We start from the raw sequence: 17162 nt of genomic DNA, 5'->3' as shown, positions 1-17162 counted from the left end.
CGGCCGCCGCGCCACGGCGGCCACCCGCCGCCGTACGCTCCTGTGCGCCGGTACGTCCAGCAAGAGAAGGACCAGCACATGGCTCCCAAGAAGAAGGTCGCAGGCCTGATCAAGCTGCAGATCCAGGCAGGTGCCGCCAACCCGGCTCCTCCCGTGGGTCCGGCTCTCGGTCAGCACGGCGTCAACATCATGGAATTCTGCAAGGCCTACAACGCGGCCACGGAATCCCAGCGCGGGAACATCGTCCCCGTCGAGATCACGGTGTACGAGGACCGCTCGTTCACGTTCGTCACCAAGACCCCGCCCGCCGCGCAGCTGATCAAGAAGGCCGCCGGCGTCGCCAAGGGCTCCGGTGTCCCGCACACCCAGAAGGTCGGCAAGCTCACCATGGACCAGGTCCGTGAGATCGCCGAGACCAAGAAGGAAGACCTCAACGCCAACGACATCGACGCCGCGGCGAAGATCATCGCCGGCACCGCCCGTTCCATGGGCATCGAGGTCGAGTGATCAGCGTCCGCTGATCCACCACCCACCCCAAGTTTCTCGTGGCAGGGCCGAGCGCGGTCCGCAGACCACAACTGCACAAGGAGAAGAAGCAGATGGCAAAGCGCAGCAAGGCGTACCAGGCGGCTGTGGCCAAGATCGAGGAGGGCAAGTTCTACGCCCCCGCTGAGGCCGTCGCCCTGGCCAAGGAGATCGACAGCGCCAAGACCGACTCGACCGTGGAGGTCGTCCTCCGTCTCGGCGTCGACCCCCGCAAGGCCGACCAGATGGTCCGCGGCACCGTGAACCTGCCGCACGGCACGGGCAAGACCGCCCGCGTCGTCGTCTTCGCGACCGGCGACAAGGCCGCCGCCGCGGAGGAGGCCGGCGCCGACATCGTGGGCTCGGACGACCTCATCGCCCGCATCCAGGGCGGCTGGACGGACTTCGACGCCGCCGTGGCCACCCCGGACATGATGGGCAAGGTCGGCCGCCTGGGCAAGGTCCTCGGCCCCCGCAACCTCATGCCGAACCCGAAGACCGGCACCGTGACCATGGACGTCGCCAAGGCCGTCACCGACATCAAGGGCGGCAAGATCGACTTCCGCGTCGACAAGCACTCGAACCTGCACTTCATCGTGGGCAAGACGTCCTTCGACACGCAGAAGCTCGCCGAGAACTACGGCGCGGCGCTCGAGGAGATCCTCCGCCTGAAGCCGTCCGCGTCAAAGGGCCGCTACATCACCAAGGCGACCGTTTCGACCACGTTCGGCCCGGGCATCCCGGTCGACCCGAACGCGACCGAGGTCGTCGTCGGCGCGTGACGCCGTGAGTCCGGGACCCCCTGGGGTCCCGACGGGTGGGGGCCCGGCCGATGCGGCCGGGCCCCTGCCGTCTTCCCAGCTGATTCCAGGGCGGTCGTCCCGCCGTGACGGAACGGAGATCCCCGTGAACGAGCACCCCACGGTGCGCATCGAGCAGCTGCGCATCCCCGACGCGTTCGACGACGCCGCCCAGCGCCTCCTCGGCCATGTCGCCGACCTGGTGCGCCGCTCCCGGGAGCACGTCTGGGGCATCTCCGACCTGACCGGCGACGCCCAGGAGATCTACCGCGACCTCAAGGACCCGTACGAGCGCGTCGTGATCCTCCTGGCGTGGTCGGGGGAGCGCCTGGCGGGGCGCGCCGAGGTCCGGATGCCCCTGGTCGACTTCACCGAGTCCGCGCACATCACCGTGGACGTGGACCCGGAGGTCACCTCCCAGGGCACCGGCACCGAGCTGCTGGCGGCCGCCGAGCAGCTCGCCCTGCACGAGTCCCGGCGGCACGTGCGGATCCAGACCGAGCACCCCGGCCCGCAGGAGATCACGGGGGACGGCAGCGTGACCGGCGTCTTCCCCGTGATCACCCCCGGGATGGTCGAGTGGATCGACGCGGCGGACGGCTCCGGCCGGCTGCCCATGTCCAACCGCCAGACCCGTTTCGCGGTGAGCGCCGGGTACCGCCTGGAGTCGGTCAGCGACTTCAGCGTCCTCGAGGTGCCCGTCCCGGACGACCGCGCGGAGTCCCTGCTCCGGGAGATCGCCGCGTCCCCCGAGGCCTCGGCCTACCGGGTGCACACCTGGGACGGGCCGGCGCCGGAGCACTGGCTCGACCAGCTCGCCTCGCTGCACTCCCGGATGGGCGCCGAGTCCTTCCTCCCGCCCGTCGCCGCGGACCCCGAGCCGTGGGACGCGGAGCGGGTGCGCCGCGCGGAGCAGCTGCGGACCGAGGCCGGCAGCCGCGCGCTCGTGGCCGTGGCCGAGGACGTGGCCACCGGCCGGCTCGTGGGCCTGACCGAGATCGTCCTGGCCGGCGACGAGCCGCCGATCGGTCTCCAGGACGAGACCGTCGTGCTGCGCGAGCACCGCCGGCGCTGGCTGGGCACCCGGCTCAAGCTCGCGAACCTCCAGCAGCTGGCCCGGACGGCTCCCTCCGTGCGGACGCTCTACTCCTGGTCCCACAGCGGTGACGACCGGATGAACCGGGTCAACAGCCGCCTCGGCTTCCGGGTGGCGGGCCGCAGCGGGGTGTGGTCCCGCGACTTCCCCGCGCACTGAGCGCACCTCCGGCCCGTGGGCTCCGTGCCGGCGATTTGGCCCGGCCCGGCGGCGTCGGGTAGGGTGGGGCGTACCAAAGACCGCCGGTCGTGCATCCTTCTGCCCTTCGCCTCCCACTCGGGTCGCGCAGGACGAGGGGATCAGCCGTAAGAGTTCCGTCAGGAACGGCCAGCGCAGGTGAACCAGCACCACGAGCACGTCCCGTCCTGCACGGGTCGTGCCGTCGAGCCCCGGGCATCTGCGCGGGGCTTTTTCCGTGTGCGGACCCTTCCAGGCAGCGCCCGGCACGAAGACCGGAAGGAGTACCATGGCGAACCCGGAAAAGGCAGCCGCGGTCGCCGAGTTGAAGGAGTTCTTCTCCAACTCGGACGCTGCTGTTCTGACTGAGTACCGCGGACTCACCGTGGCCCAGCTCAAGGAGCTGCGCCGCTCGCTCGGTGAGAACGCCGAATACGCCGTGGTGAAGAACACGCTCACCGCGATCGCGGCCAAGGAGATGGGCATCGACGCGTTCGACGGCCAGCTCGCCGGCCCGAGCGCCATCGCCTTCATCTCGGGGGACCCCGTCGAGGCCGCGAAGAGCCTGCGTGACTTCGCCAAGACGAACCCCCAGCTGATCATCAAGAGCGGCTACCTCGAGGGCAAGGCGCTCACCGAGGCGGAGATCAAGCAGCTCGCGGACCTCGAGTCCCGCGAGGTGCTGCTGGCCAAGGTGGCAGGCGCCGCCAAGGCGTCCCTGTCGAAGGCCGCGGCGCTGTTCCAGGCCCCGCTGTCCAAGACCGTCCGCACCGCCGAGGCGCTGCGCGCCAAGGTCGAGGAGCAGGGCGCCTAACCAGCACCCGCCGCGAGGCACATTCTCACCACGGAACCAGACCGTCCCGCGCCGACGAACCCGGCCGGGGCACCACATCGAAAAGGAGCCACAACCATGGCCAAGCTCACCACCGACGAACTGATCGACGCCTTCAAGGAGCTTTCCCTCATCGAGCTCTCCGAGTTCGTCAAGGCCTTCGAGGAGACCTTCGACGTCACCGCCGCCGCCCCCGTGGCCGTCGCCGGTGCCGCCGCTCCGGCCGCCGCCGCCGAGGAGGCCGAGGAGCAGACCGAGTTCGACGTCGTCCTCGAGTCCGCCGGCGAGAAGAAGATCCAGGTCATCAAGGAGGTCCGCGCGCTGACCTCCCTCGGCCTGAAGGAGGCCAAGGACCTCGTCGACTCCGCCCCCAAGGCCGTCCTCGAGGGCGCCAACAAGGAGGCCGCGGAGAAGGCCAAGGAGGCCCTCGAGGGCGCCGGCGCCACCGTCACCCTCAAGTAAGTCCCCCGCAGCACCCCGGACGTCCGCACGGACGTCCTCCCGCGAGGCCCCGGACGCACGCCGTCCGGGGCCTCGTGCCGTCCCCGCCCGCCGTCTGTGCGAAACTTGGGGGACACAACCACATCGGCCGCCCACGCGCAGCGGGAGAGCCCGCCGCCGTCCTTTCCCCGGACGGCGGGCGGCGCCGAAGGAGCAAGTCCTCCCCGGGAATCTCTCAGGCACCCGAACCGCTGCGAGCAGGCCACTCTGAAGAGGCCCTCCGTCCCCGGCCACCGGCCACCGGGAGGGCCACCGACGGTGCAGGCCGGGCCCGCGGGCCCGGCGAAAACTCTCAGGTCAGTGAACAGAGCGGGGAGACCTGACGGGCCCTGCGGGGCCTCGAACCACGAGGAGTTGACCTTGTCCTTCCTGTCACGCCACATCGGCCCGGACGCCGCCGAGACCGGGATCATGCTCGAGACCATCGGGGTCCCCGACCTCGACGAACTCGTCGCCCGTGCGGTCCCGGCGACCATCGCCGCGGACGCACCCCTGGCCCTGCCCGCCCCGATGGCCGAGCACGAGGCCCTCGCGGCCCTGCGCACGGTGGCCGCCAAGAACCGTGTGATGACCCAGATGATCGGCCAGGGCTATGCGGACACCGTGACCCCGCCGGTGCTGCGCCGGAACATCCTCGAGAACCCGGGCTGGTACACCTCCTACACCCCGTACCAGCCGGAGATCTCCCAGGGCCGGCTCGAGGCGCTGCTGACCTTCCAGAACGCCGTGATGGACCTCACCGGCCTGGACCTCGCCAACGCGTCCCTGCTGGACGAGGCCACCGCCGTCACCGAGGCGGTGCTGATGATGCGCCGCGCCAACCGCAAGGCCACCAGCGACCGGGTCGTCGTGGACGCCCGGACCCTGCCCCAGACCCTGGCCGTGCTCCGCGGGCGGTGCCGCGCCGTCGGCGTCGAGCTCGTGGTCGCCGACCTCTCCGAGGGCCTGCCCGAGGGCGGGCTCTTCGGCCTCGTCCTCACCCAGGTGGGGGTCGACGGCGACGTCGTGTCCCTGGCCGAGCGGGTGGAGGAGGCCCACGCGCAGGGCGCGCTCGTGACCGTGGCCACCGACCTGCTGGCCCTGACCCTGCTGCGCTCCCCGGGCGAGCAGGGCGCGGACATCGCCGTGGGCTCCTCGCAGCGCTTCGGCGTGCCGCTGTTCTTCGGCGGCCCCCACGCGGCGTTCCTCGCCTGCCGCAAGGGCCTCGAGCGCAACCTGCCGGGCCGGCTCGTGGGCGTCTCCGTGGACTCCTCCGGCCGTCCCGCCTACCGGCTCGCCCTCCAGACCCGCGAGCAGCACATCCGCCGGGAGAAGGCGACCTCCAACATCTGCACCGCCCAGGCGCTGCTGGCCATCGTCGCCGGCGCCTACGCCGCCTACCACGGCGCGGACGGGCTGCGGGCGATCGCCGAGCGCGTGCACGGCCTCGCCGAGCGCCTGGCCGGCGGGCTCGCCGCCGCGGGCGTGCGCGTGGTCCACGACCGGTTCTTCGACACGGTGCTGGCCGAGGTCCCGGGCCGGGCCGACGACGTGGTGGCCGCCGCCGCCGAGCGCGGGATCAACCTGCGCCTCGTCGACGCCGACCACGTCTCCGTGTCGATCGGCGAGCCCCACGACGAGCGCGACGTCGACGCCGTGCTGGCGGCCTTCGGGGCCTCAGCCCCCGCCGAGGCCGGCACCGCGTGGGAGCTGCCGGCCGGGCTGCTGCGCACCGACTCCTACCTGACCCACCCGGTGTTCACCCTGCACCGCTCCGAGACCGCGATGATGCGCTGGCTGCGCTCCCTCGCGGACAAGGACCTGGCCCTGGACCGGACGATGATCCCCCTGGGCTCGTGCACCATGAAGCTCAACGCCGCCGCCGAGATGGAGCCCATCAGCTGGCCCGAGTTCGCCGGCATCCACCCGCTGGCCCCGGAGGACCAGACCCTCGGCTGGCGGGAGCTCATCGGCCAGCTGGAGGCCTGGCTGAGCGAGATCACCGGCTACGCGGCCGTCTCCGTCCAGCCCAACGCCGGCTCCCAGGGCGAGATCGCCGGGCTGCTGGCGATCCGCCGCTACCACCTCTCCCGCGGGGACCGGCAGCGCAAGACCATCCTCATCCCGTCCTCGGCGCACGGCACGAACGCCGCCTCCGCCGTGCTCGCCGACCTCAAGGTCGTCGTCGTCGCCACCGCCCAGGACGGCTCCGTGGACATGAGCGACCTCGCCGCCAAGATCGAGGCCGTGGGCGAGGAGCTCGCGGGCATCATGATCACCTACCCGTCCACGCACGGCGTGTTCGAGGAGCAGGTCACCGACGTCTGCGCCGCGGTGCACGCCGCCGGGGGCCAGGTCTACATCGACGGCGCCAACCTCAACGCCCTGATGGGCCTGGCCCGCCCGGGCTGCTTCGGCGGGGACGTGTCCCACCTGAACCTGCACAAGACCTTCTGCATCCCGCACGGCGGCGGGGGGCCCGGCGTCGGGCCGGTGGCCGTGGCCGAGCACCTCGTGCCGTTCCTGCCCGAGGACCCCGCCGCCGTCCCCGGCGACGCCGACGCGTTCCCGGTCTCCCAGGCCCGCTACGGCTCCGCCGGGGTGCTGCCGATCTCGTGGATGTACATCGCCATGACCGGCGCCGAGGGGCTGCGGGAGTCCTCCCGCACCGCGATCCTCTCCGCGAACTACGTCTCCGCGCGCCTCGCGGACGTCTTCCCCACGCTGTACACGGGCCCGGGCGGGCTCGTGGCCCACGAGTGCATCCTCGACCTGCGCCCGCTCACCAAGGCGTCCGGGATCACCGCCGAGGACGTGTGCAAGCGGCTCGTCGACTACGGCTTCCACGCGCCCACCCTCGCCTTCCCGGTCGCCGGGACGCTGATGGTCGAGCCCACCGAGTCCGAGAACCTCGCGGAGCTCGACCGGTTCGTCGCGGCGATGCGCGCGATCCACGCCGAGATGACGGCCGTGGCCGACGGCGAGGTCGCCCTGGAGGACTCCGTGCTGCGCCACGCCCCGCACACGGCGGAGGTGCTCACGGCCGACGAGTGGGACCGCTCCTACCCGCGCTCCCAGGCCGCCTACCCGGTCCCCGAGCTGCGCCTGGCCAAGTACTGGGCGCCCGTGGGCCGGGTCGAGAACGCCGCCGGGGACCGCAACCTGATCTGCAGCTGCCCGCCGGTCGAGGCGTTCGCCGTCCACGCGGGGGCCGACGCCGGCTCGTCGGAGGCCGCCCGATGAGCGCCCGGACCACCCCGCTCGAGGCCGCCCACCGGGATGCCGGCGCGGTCTTCACGGACTTCGGCGGCTGGCAGATGCCGCTGAAGTACGCCAACGACGTCGCCGAGCACCACGCCGTGCGCCGCTCGGCCGGGCTCTTCGACCTCTCCCACATGGGCGAGGTCGCCGTCGAGGGCCCCGACGCCGCCCGGTTCCTGGACGCCGCCCTCGTCTCCCGGATGAGCGCGCTCGCCCCCGGGCGGGCGAAGTACTCGATCATCGTCGACGAGGCCGGTCGGGTCCTGGACGACCTCATCACCTACCGCCTGGCCGAGGACCGCTTCCTCGTGGTGCCCAACGCGGCGAACACCCCCGTGGTCCTCGAGGCCCTCAGTGCGCGCGCCGAGGGCTTCGACGTGCGCGTCGAGGACCGGACGGAGCAGACCGCGCTGGTCGCCGTGCAGGGGCCGGCCGCGCTGGACGTGCTGCTCGCGGCGGGCTGCGCCGACCCGGAGGCCGTCCGGGAGCTGCGGTACTACGCGTGCGTGCCCACGGAAGTGGCGGGGGTCCCGGCGCTCGTGGCCCGCACCGGCTACACGGGCGAGGACGGCTTCGAGCTCTACGTCGCCCCCGAGCACGCGCGCACCGTCTGGGACGCCCTGCTTGCCGCGGGGGAGGAGCGCGGAGTGGTCCCGGCGGGGCTCGCCGCCCGCGACTCGCTGCGCCTCGAGGCCGGGATGCCGCTCTACGGCCACGAGCTGGGCACCGGCATCACGCCGTTCGAGGCGGGGCTGGGCAGGCTGGTGGAGGCCGCGCTGCGGACCAAGGAGGACTTCGTGGGGCGCGCGGCCCTCGAGGCGCAGGCCGCGACGCCGCCGGAGCGGGTGCTGGTGGGGCTGCGGGGCCTGAGCCGGCGCCCCCTGCGGGCGGGCAACTCGGTGCTCGCGGGGGAGGAGGTGGTCGGCGAGGTCACCAGCGGCGTCCCGTCGCCCACCCTGGGGCACCCCGTCGCCATGGCGCTGCTGCGGCCCGGTGCGCTGGACGCGGACGCGCCCCTCGAGGCCGACGTCCGGGGCCGCCGCGCCCCGGTGGAGGTCGTCGAGCTGCCGTTCTACCGGCGGGCCTGAGAGCCCCCCGGGGAATCCCTGGAGCGGTCCTGAGACGCAGGACACGAAATCCCTCATCCTACGGCCGGTGGACGCCCAGCGTCCACCGGCCGTGTGGACAGAGGGGCCTTTCACGCCTATGCTGGACATTTGCGTTGTCCCTCATTCTGCGTGCCTTCATATAGCGGTGGGCGCCCCCCGGGAAGCGAACCAGCACACTCCAGGACGCTGGTCCCCGCGCACCCGTCGAACCCGATCGGGTACTGCGCGATTCAACTGCAGGTCTGTGGAAGGAATCCATCTTGGTCGCCTCGAGCACCGATTCGAACGTAACCGCTAACCACCCGGCCGACGGGAACATCCCGCGCCGCATCTCCTTCGCCAAGATCCACGAACCGCTGGACGTGCCGAACCTGCTGGCGCTCCAGACGGACAGCTTCGACCGTCTCGTCGGCAACGAGCGCTGGCAGGCCCGCGTCCAGCAGGCCCTCGAGAGCGGCGAGAAGGGCATCGCCACGACCTCCGGTCTGGCCGACATCTTCGAGGAGATCTCTCCCATCGAGGACTTCCAGGGCACCATGTCCCTGTCCTTCTCCGAGCCGGAGTTCTACGACCCCAAGTACACCATGGACGAGTGCAAGGACCGGGATGCCACCTTCTCGGCGCCCCTGTACGTCAAGGCCGAGTTCATGAACAACAACACGGGCGAGATCAAGCAGCAGACCGTGTTCATGGGCGACTTCCCGCTGATGACGGAGAAGGGCACGTTCGTCATCAACGGCACCGAGCGCGTCGTCGTCTCCCAGCTCGTCCGCTCCCCGGGCGCGTACTTCGAGCGCGGCCAGGACCGCACCTCGGACAAGGACATCTACTCCGCGAAGATCATCCCCTCGCGCGGCGCCTGGTTCGAGCTCGAGATCGACAAGCGCGACCAGGTCGGCGTGCGCCTCGACCGCAAGCGCAAGCAGTCCGTCACGGTGCTGCTCAAGGCCCTCGGCTGGACCGAGTCCCGCATCCTCGAGGAGTTCGGGGACTTCGACTCCATCCGCGCCACCCTGGAGAAGGACACCGTCGAGTCCCGCGAGGACGCGCTGCTGGACATCTACCGCAAGCTGCGCCCGGGGGAGCCGCCCACGGTCGACGCCGCCCAGACGCTGCTCGACAACATGTACTTCAACTCGAAGCGCTACGACCTCGCCAAGGTGGGCCGCTACAAGCTCAACCGCAAGCTGGGGCTCGACAAGGCCTTCGAGGACGACGACGCCTCCGTGCTGTCGGTCGACGACATCGTGGCGATGATCCGCTACCTCGTGACCCTGCACGCCGGCGGCGGGACGATCCAGGGCGTGCGCAACGGCGAGCCCCGCGAGATCGTCGTGGACGTCGACGACATCGACCACTTCGGCAACCGCCGCATCCGCGCGGTGGGCGAGCTGATCGAGAACCAGATCCGCACCGGCCTGTCCCGCATGGAGCGCGTGGTGCGCGAGCGCATGACCACGCAGGACGTCGAGGCGATCACCCCGCAGACCCTGATCAACATCCGCCCCGTGGTGGCCGCGATCAAGGAGTTCTTCGGGACCTCGCAGCTGTCGCAGTTCATGGACCAGAACAACCCGCTCGCGGGCCTGACCCACAAGCGCCGCCTGTCCGCGCTCGGCCCGGGCGGTCTCTCCCGCGACCGTGCCGGCATGGAGGTCCGTGACGTCCACCCGTCGCACTACGGCCGCATGTGCCCGATCGAGACCCCTGAGGGCTCCAACATCGGCCTCATCGGCTCGCTGGCGACCTACGGGCGGATCAACCCGTTCGGCTTCATCGAGACCCCGTACCGCAAGGTTGTGGGCGGCCTCGTCACGGACGAGGTCGAGTACCTCACCGCCGACGACGAGCGCGGCGTCACCATCGCGCAGGCCAACGCGCCCCTGACCGAGGACAACCGCTTCGCCGAGGACGCCGTCCTCGCCCGCGCCGCGGACGGCTCCGGCGAGGCCGTGCTGGTCGAGCCGACCGCCGTGCAGTTCATGGACGTCTCCCCGCGCCAGATGGTGTCCGTGGCGACCGCCCTGATCCCGTACCTCGAGCACGACGACGCCAACCGCGCGCTCATGGGCGCCAACATGCAGCGCCAGGCCGTGCCGCTGCTCGAGTCCGAGGCCCCGTTCGTGGGCACCGGCATGGAGCGCTACGCCGCGATGGACGCCGGCGACTCCGTGCTGGCCCGCAAGGCCGGCGTGGTCGAGGAGGTCTCCGCGAACCTCGTGCGCGTGCTCAACGACGACGGGACGACCACGGTCTACCCGATCAACAAGTTCATGCGCTCGAACCCGGGCAACACCTACAACCAGCGCGTCATCGTCTCCGAGGGCGAGCGCGTCGAGGAGCGCGCGGTCATCGCCGACGGCCCCTCGACGGACCAGGGCGAGCTGGCCCTGGGCAAGAACCTGCTGGTCGCGTACATGTCCTGGGAGGGCCTCAACTACGAGGACGCCATCATCCTCTCCCAGCGCATGGTCTCCGAGGACGTGCTCACCTCGATCCACATCGAGGAGCACGAGATCGACGCCCGCGACACCAAGCTGGGCGCCGAGGAGATCACCCGCGACATCCCCAACGTGTCCGAGGAGGTGCTGTCCGCCCTCGACGAGCGCGGCATCATCCACATCGGCGCCGAGGTCCAGGCGGGCGACATCCTGGTCGGCAAGGTCACGCCGAAGGGCGAGACCGAGCTGACCCCGGAGGAGCGGCTGCTGCGCGCGATCTTCGGCGAGAAGTCCCGCGAGGTCCGCGACACCTCCCTGAAGGTGCCCCACGGCGAGTCCGGCACCGTCATCGGCGTGCGCGTCTTCGACCGCGACGACGAGGACGACGACCTGCCCGCGGGCGTCAACCAGGTGGTCCGGGTCTACGTGGCGCAGAAGCGCAAGATCACCGACGGCGACAAGCTCGCCGGCCGCCACGGCAACAAGGGCGTCATCTCGAAGATCCTGCCCCTGGAGGACATGCCGTTCCTCGAGGACGGCACCCCGGTGGACATCATCCTCAACCCGCTGGGCGTGCCCGGCCGCATGAACCTCGGGCAGGTCCTCGAGGTGCACACCGGCTGGCTGGCCAAGCAGGGCTGGAACATCGAGGGCGACCCGGAGTGGCTCGGCAAGCTGCCGAACTTCCCGAAGCAGTCCGGGCCCACCAACGTCGCGACCCCGGTGTTCGACGGCGCGCGCGAGGAGGAGATCTTCGACCTGCTCGACCACACCAACCCCACGCGCGACGGCGTCCGCCTGATCGACCGCTCCGGCAAGGCGCGGCTGTTCGACGGCCGCTCCGGCGAGCCGTTCCCGGACCCGGTCTCGGTGGGCTACCAGTACATCCTGAAGCTCCACCACCTGGTGGACGACAAGATCCACGCGCGCTCCACCGGTCCCTACTCCATGATCACCCAGCAGCCGCTGGGCGGTAAGGCGCAGTTCGGCGGCCAGCGCTTCGGCGAGATGGAGGTCTGGGCCCTCGAGGCGTACGGCGCCGCCTACACCCTGCAGGAGCTGCTGACGGTCAAGTCCGACGACGTCCACGGGCGCGTCAAGGTCTACGAGGCCATCGTCAAGGGCGAGAACATCCCCGAGCCGGGTGTCCCCGAGTCCTTCAAGGTGCTCATCAAGGAGATGCAGTCGCTGTGCCTGAACGTCGAGGTGCTCTCGGCGGACGGCAACACGATCGAGATGCGCGACTCGGACGACGAGGTCTTCCGGGCGGCCGAGGAACTCGGCATCGATCTCTCCCACTCCGAGCCCAGCTCGGTCGAAGAGGTCTGATTCCCTCCGTTCCACCCCCGACGAGACGTCAAGCTTTCTAGAGAAAGAGATAAAGGACCCTCATGTCCAACGAATCTTCACTCGGACTCATGCGGATCGGTCTTGCGACCGCCGAGGACATCCGGACCTGGTCCTACGGCGAGGTCAAGAAGCCGGAGACCATCAACTACCGCACCCTCAAGCCCGAGAAGGACGGCCTCTTCTGCGAGAAGATCTTCGGCCCCACCCGGGACTGGGAGTGCTACTGCGGCAAGTACAAGCGCGTGCGCTACAAGGGCATCATCTGTGAGCGCTGCGGCGTCGAGGTCACCCGCGCCAAGGTGCGCCGCGAGCGCATGGGCCACATCGAGCTCGCCGCTCCCGTGACCCACATCTGGTACTTCAAGGGCGTCCCGTCCCGGCTGGGCTACCTGCTGGACCTCGCCCCGAAGGACCTCGAGAAGGTCATCTACTTCGCGGCGTACATGATCACCTCGGTGGACGAGAGCGCCCGCCACGACGACCTGCCGAACCTGCAGGCCGCCGTGGACCGCGAGAAGGCGCAGATGGAGTCCACCCGCGACGCCGACATCGCCGCGATCGCCCGCGACCTCGAGACCGAGCTCTCCCGCGTCGAGGAGGAGGGCGGCAAGGCCGCGGAGAAGCGCAAGCTCCGCGACTCCGCCGACCGCCAGATGGCGAACGTGCGCAAGCGCGCCAACGTGGAGATCGACCGGCTCGAGCAGGTCTGGGACCGCTTCAAGAACCTCAAGGTCAACGACCTCGAGGGCGACGAGGCGCTCTACCGCCAGATGGTGGACCGCTACGGCATGTACTTCGAGGGCTCCATGGGCGCCGAGGCGATCAAGAAGCGCCTCGAGTCCTTCGACCTCGAGGGCGAGGCCGAGTCCCTGCGCGAGACCATCGCCACCGGCAAGGGCCAGCGCAAGACCCGCGCCCTGAAGCGGCTCAAGGTGGTCAACGCGTTCCTGACCACGGACAACTCCCCGCTGGGCATGGTCCTGGACGCGGTCCCGGTGATCCCGCCGGAGCTGCGCCCGATGGTCCAGCTCGACGGCGGCCGCTTCGCGACCTCGGACCTCAACGACCTCTACCGGCGCGTGATCAACCGCAACAACCGCCTCAAGCGGCTGCTGGACCTGGGCGCCCCGGAGATCATCGTCAACAACGAGAAGCGGATGCTCCAGGAGGCCGTGGACTCGCTGTTCGACAACGGCCGCCGCGGCCGTCCGGTCACGGGCCCGGGCAACCGCGCCCTGAAGTCGCTGTCCGACATGCTCAAGGGCAAGCAGGGCCGGTTCCGCCAGAACCTGCTCGGCAAGCGCGTCGACTACTCGGGCCGTTCGGTCATCGTGGTCGGCCCGCAGCTGAAGCTGCACCAGTGCGGTCTGCCCAAGCAGATGGCGCTCGAGCTGTTCAAGCCCTTCGTGATGAAGCGCCTGGTGGACCTCAACCACGCGCAGAACATCAAGTCGGCCAAGCGCATGGTCGAGCGCTACCGCCCGCAGGTCTGGGACGTCCTGGAGGAGGTCATCACCGAGCACCCCGTGCTGCTCAACCGTGCCCCCACCCTGCACCGTCTCGGCATCCAGGCGTTCGAGCCGATGCTCGTCGAGGGCAAGGCCATCCAGCTCCACCCGCTCGTGTGCGGCGCGTTCAACGCCGACTTCGACGGCGACCAGATGGCCGTGCACCTGCCCCTGTCCCCGGAGGCCCAGGCCGAGGCCCGCATCCTGATGCTGTCCTCGAACAACATCCTGAAGCCCTCCGACGGCAAGCCGATCGCCCTGCCCTCGCAGGACATGATCATCGGCCTGTACCACCTCACCACCGTCCGCAAGGGCGAGGTGGGGGAGGGCCGCGGGTTCTCCTCCGTGGCCGAGGCGATCATGGCGCACGACGCCGGGCAGCTCCACCTCAACGCGCTGTGCAAGATCGAGCTGGACGACTTCGTGCCGTTCGAGGGCTGGGAGGCCCCCGAGGGCTGGGAGTCCGGCCGGCCGGTGCTCGTGGAGACCACCCTGGGCCGGGTGCTGTTCAACGACACCCTGCCCGAGGACTACCCCTGGGACGAGGCCGTCGCCGACAAGAAGCACCTCTCGGCGCTGGTCAACGACCTCGCCGAGCGGTACCCGATGGTCACCGTGGCGCACACGCTGGACGAGCTCAAGGACGCCGGCTTCCACTGGGCGGCCCGCTCGGGCGTGACCGTGGCGATCTCGGACATCGCGACCCCGCCGCAGAAGCCCGCCATCATGGAGGGCTACGAGGCGCAGGCCGCGAAGATCCAGGGCCAGTACGACCGCGGTCTGATCGACGACGACGAGCGCCGCTCCGAGCTGATCGACATCTGGACCAAGGCCACCGACGAGGTCGCCCAGGCCATGCGGGACAACATGACGGAGCTGAACACCATCAACCGCATGGTGTCCTCCGGCGCGCGAGGCAACTGGATGCAGGTCCGTCAGATCGCCGGCATCCGCGGGCTCGTGTCGAACCCGAAGGGCGAGATCATGCCCCGCCCCATCAAGTCCTCCTACCGCGAGGGCCTGTCGGTGCTGGAGTACTTCATCGCGACCCACGGCGCCCGCAAGGGCCTGGCCGACACCGCGCTGCGCACCGCGAACTCGGGCTACCTGACCCGTCGTCTCGTGGACGTCTCGCAGGACGTCATCGTGCGCGAGGCGGACTGCATGACCGAGCGCGGCCTGGTGCTGCCGATCGCCGACGTGTCCGAGTCCGGTGCCCGTGCCCTGCACGAGGACATCGAGAACACCGTGCACGGTCGCGTGCTCGCGGTCGACGTGGCGGACGAGAACGGCGAGCTGCTGGCCGAGGCCGGCGCGGACCTGTCCGACGCGGTGATCGGCGCGCTGTTCACCGGCGGGGCCGACACGGTGCGCGTGCGCTCCGTGCTGACCTGCGAGTCCGCGGTGGGCGTGTGCGCGGCCTGCTACGGCCGCTCGCTGGCCTCCAACCAGCTCGTGGACATCGGCGAGGCCGTCGGCATCATCGCGGCCCAGTCGATCGGCGAGCCCGGCACGCAGCTGACCATGCGCACCTTCCACACCGGTGGCGTCGCGTCCTCGGACGGCGACATCACCCAGGGTCTGCCCCGCATCCAGGAGCTCTTCGAGGCCCGCACCCCCAAGGGTGTCGCGCCGATCTCGGAGGTCGCCGGCCGCGTGACCATCGAGGACACGGAGAAGGCCCTGAAGCTGGTCGTGACGCCGGACAACGGGGACGAGGCGATCGGCTACCCGGTGCTGCGCCGTGCCAAGCTGCTGGTCGCCGAGGGCGACCACGTCGAGGTCGGCCAGCAGCTGGTCTCCGGCGCGGTGGACCCCAAGGAGGTGCTGCGCATCCGCGGTCCGCGGCAGGCGCAGAAGCACCTCGTGGACGAGGTCCAGCGCGTGTACCGCTCCCAGGGCGTGGGCATCCACGACAAGCACGTCGAGGTCATCGTGCGGCAGATGCTGCGCCGCGTGACGATCATCGAGTCCGGCGAGACCGACCTCCTGCCGGGCGAGCTGGTCGAGAACGTCCGCTTCCTGGAGGCCAACCGCAAGGCCGTCGCCGAGAGCGTCCGCCCCGCGGCGGGCCGCCCGGAGCTGATGGGCATCACCAAGGCGTCCCTCGCCACCGACTCGTGGCTGTCGGCCGCGTCCTTCCAGGAGACCACCCGCGTGCTCACGCAGGCGGCCATGGAGGGCAAGTCCGACCCGCTGATGGGGCTCAAGGAGAACGTCATCATCGGCAAGCTCATCCCGGCCGGCACCGGGCTCGCGCGGTACAACAATATCGACGTGGAGCCCACGGAGGAGGCCAAGGCCTCGCTGTTCACGGAGCCGGGCTCGTTCTCGGACTTCAGCTACGCCGAGGAGAACTCCGGCCACACCCCGGCCGAGTTCCAGGCGATCCCGCTGGAGGACTACGACTTCGGGTCCAACTGACGCCGCAGCACGGCAGCACGACGGCAGCCCCGTCCCGGAACACCGTTCCCGGGGCGGGGCTGCCGCCGTCGAGGCCCGCGGGCCGGGGCAGCACGACGGTCGGCGGCATGACGGGCAAGGACAGGACGCGCAGGGACAGCACGGGCAGGGGCAGGACCAGGACCGAGAGGACGGCACGACCATGGCGAACTCACCCACCGGCGAGTCGGTGCTGGAGCGGGTGGACCGGATCCTCGCGGCGTTCACCGCGGAGGACACCCGGCTGACGGGCGGGCAGATCGCCGCCCTGGCGGGGCTGCCCACGGCCACGGCGCACCGGCTGGCCCAGGACATGGCGCGGCAGGGCTGGCTGGAGCGGGTCGAGGGCGGGCACTACGTCGTCGGGACGAGGCTGTGGGAGCTGGCCAACCGCTCCTCCCGCGAGCTGAGCCTGGCGCGCACCGCGCGGCCCTTCATGGGGGACATCCACGCGGTCCTGCGCCAGCACGTCCAGCTGGGCATCGTCGAGGGCCGGGAGGTGCTGCTCGTGGAGCGGCTCTCGCACCCGAACGCGGTGGCCGTGCGCGCCGCCGTGGCCGGGCGGCTGCCCCTGCACCTGTCCGCCACGGGCCTCGTGCTGCTCGCCCACGCCCCGGCACCCGTGCAGGAGTCCTACCTGGCGGGTCCGCTGTCGGCGGTCACGGAGGCCTCGCCCACGGACCCGCAGGTCCTCGCCGCGGACCTCGAGCGGATCCGCGCGACGGGCCACGCGGTCCAGACGGGCTACCTGGAGCCGGACACCACCGGCATCGCCGTGCCGGTGCGCGGGCGCGGCGAGCAGGTGGTCGCTGGCCTCGGCGTGGTGACCCGGGCCGGCGACCCGGCCGCCCGGGCCGGCGCCATCGTGCAGGCGCTGCACACCGCCGCGCACGGCATCCGGCGCACCCTGCGGGAGGACGCGCGCTGAGGCGAGGTCCTCGGACCGCGGGCAACCCCATCCCGTTGAACGGGACGGCTGTGGTGGCGCCCACACTGCGCTGAGACACTGGACGCGACCCCGTCCGTATCACCAGGAGTACTCATGAGCGCAGAGCGCACCGTTCTCACCACCCAGGTCGGCATCGTCGGAGGTGGTCCCGCCGGGCTGATGCTGTCCCACCTGCTGCACCGGGCCGGCATC

The 17162-nt window shown here is 70.8% G+C and carries 11 protein-coding genes and 1 riboswitch; all 11 genes read left to right on the top strand.

What is annotated here, in order from left to right:
• Window positions 1-78 precede the first annotated feature (78 nt).
• Entirely contained in the window at window positions 79-507 is a 429-nt protein-coding gene (gene rplK, locus IEW07_RS08405) for a 50S ribosomal protein L11 (protein ID WP_188536197.1), read from the top strand.
• 92 nt (window positions 508-599) lie between these two features.
• Window positions 600-1307 (top strand): 50S ribosomal protein L1, encoded by a 708-nt coding sequence (gene rplA / locus IEW07_RS08400; protein ID WP_188536195.1) that lies wholly within the window; start codon window positions 600-602, stop codon window positions 1305-1307.
• A 124-nt stretch (window positions 1308-1431) separates the two neighbouring features.
• On the top strand, window positions 1432-2580 hold the full coding sequence (locus IEW07_RS08395) for a GNAT family N-acetyltransferase (RefSeq protein ID WP_188536193.1): 1149 nt from the start codon (window positions 1432-1434) through the stop codon (window positions 2578-2580).
• Window positions 2581-2887: 307 nt separating this feature from the next.
• Entirely contained in the window at window positions 2888-3412 is a 525-nt protein-coding gene (gene rplJ / locus IEW07_RS08390; protein WP_188536191.1) for a 50S ribosomal protein L10, read from the top strand.
• A gap of 96 nt (window positions 3413-3508) precedes the next feature.
• A complete protein-coding gene (gene rplL / locus IEW07_RS08385) occupies window positions 3509-3892 on the top strand; it encodes a 50S ribosomal protein L7/L12 (RefSeq protein WP_188536189.1) in 384 nt (127 codons plus the stop codon).
• Between the two features lie 131 nt (window positions 3893-4023).
• Window positions 4024-4132: riboswitch (glycine riboswitch) on the top strand.
• A gap of 159 nt (window positions 4133-4291) precedes the next feature.
• A complete protein-coding gene (gene gcvP / locus IEW07_RS08380; protein ID WP_188536187.1) occupies window positions 4292-7153 on the top strand; it encodes an aminomethyl-transferring glycine dehydrogenase in 2862 nt (953 codons plus the stop codon).
• Entirely contained in the window at window positions 7150-8259 is a 1110-nt protein-coding gene (gene gcvT / locus IEW07_RS08375) for a glycine cleavage system aminomethyltransferase GcvT (protein WP_188536185.1), read from the top strand. Before gcvP ends, gcvT begins: the two co-directional genes overlap by 4 nt.
• Before the next feature lie 281 nt (window positions 8260-8540).
• Entirely contained in the window at window positions 8541-12050 is a 3510-nt protein-coding gene (gene rpoB / locus IEW07_RS08370) for a DNA-directed RNA polymerase subunit beta (protein ID WP_188536182.1), read from the top strand.
• A gap of 62 nt (window positions 12051-12112) precedes the next feature.
• Window positions 12113-16003 (top strand): DNA-directed RNA polymerase subunit beta', encoded by a 3891-nt coding sequence (locus IEW07_RS08365; RefSeq protein ID WP_188536180.1) that lies wholly within the window; start codon window positions 12113-12115, stop codon window positions 16001-16003.
• Between the two features lie 181 nt (window positions 16004-16184).
• Complete coding sequence (locus tag IEW07_RS08360; protein WP_229741664.1) at window positions 16185-16949, top strand: IclR family transcriptional regulator; 765 nt, start codon at window positions 16185-16187, stop codon at window positions 16947-16949.
• Window positions 16950-17063: 114 nt separating this feature from the next.
• A partial coding sequence (locus IEW07_RS08355) for an FAD-dependent monooxygenase (RefSeq protein ID WP_188536178.1) occupies window positions 17064-17162 on the top strand: 99 nt, incomplete at its 3' end.

Origin of the sequence: Kocuria dechangensis (assembly GCF_014636775.1) — a bacterium.
Lineage (GTDB): Bacteria > Actinomycetota > Actinomycetes > Actinomycetales > Micrococcaceae > Kocuria > Kocuria dechangensis.
This window is presented reverse-complemented; position numbering and strand designations above follow the sequence as displayed.

Bases quoted from the DNA above. Each gene is read 5' to 3' on its own strand.
- IEW07_RS08360 (WP_229741664.1), top strand. From the start codon at position 16,185: ATGGCGAACTCACCCACCGGCGAGTCGGTGCTGGAGCGGGTGGACCGG.
- rplA (WP_188536195.1), top strand. From the start codon at position 600: ATGGCAAAGCGCAGCAAGGCGTACCAGGCGGCTGTGGCCAAGATCGAG.
- rplJ (WP_188536191.1), top strand. From the start codon at position 2,888: ATGGCGAACCCGGAAAAGGCAGCCGCGGTCGCCGAGTTGAAGGAGTTC.
- gcvT (WP_188536185.1), top strand. From the start codon at position 7,150: ATGAGCGCCCGGACCACCCCGCTCGAGGCCGCCCACCGGGATGCCGGC.
- rplK (WP_188536197.1), top strand. From the start codon at position 79: ATGGCTCCCAAGAAGAAGGTCGCAGGCCTGATCAAGCTGCAGATCCAG.
- rplL (WP_188536189.1), top strand. From the start codon at position 3,509: ATGGCCAAGCTCACCACCGACGAACTGATCGACGCCTTCAAGGAGCTT.
- IEW07_RS08365 (WP_188536180.1), top strand. From the start codon at position 12,113: ATGTCCAACGAATCTTCACTCGGACTCATGCGGATCGGTCTTGCGACC.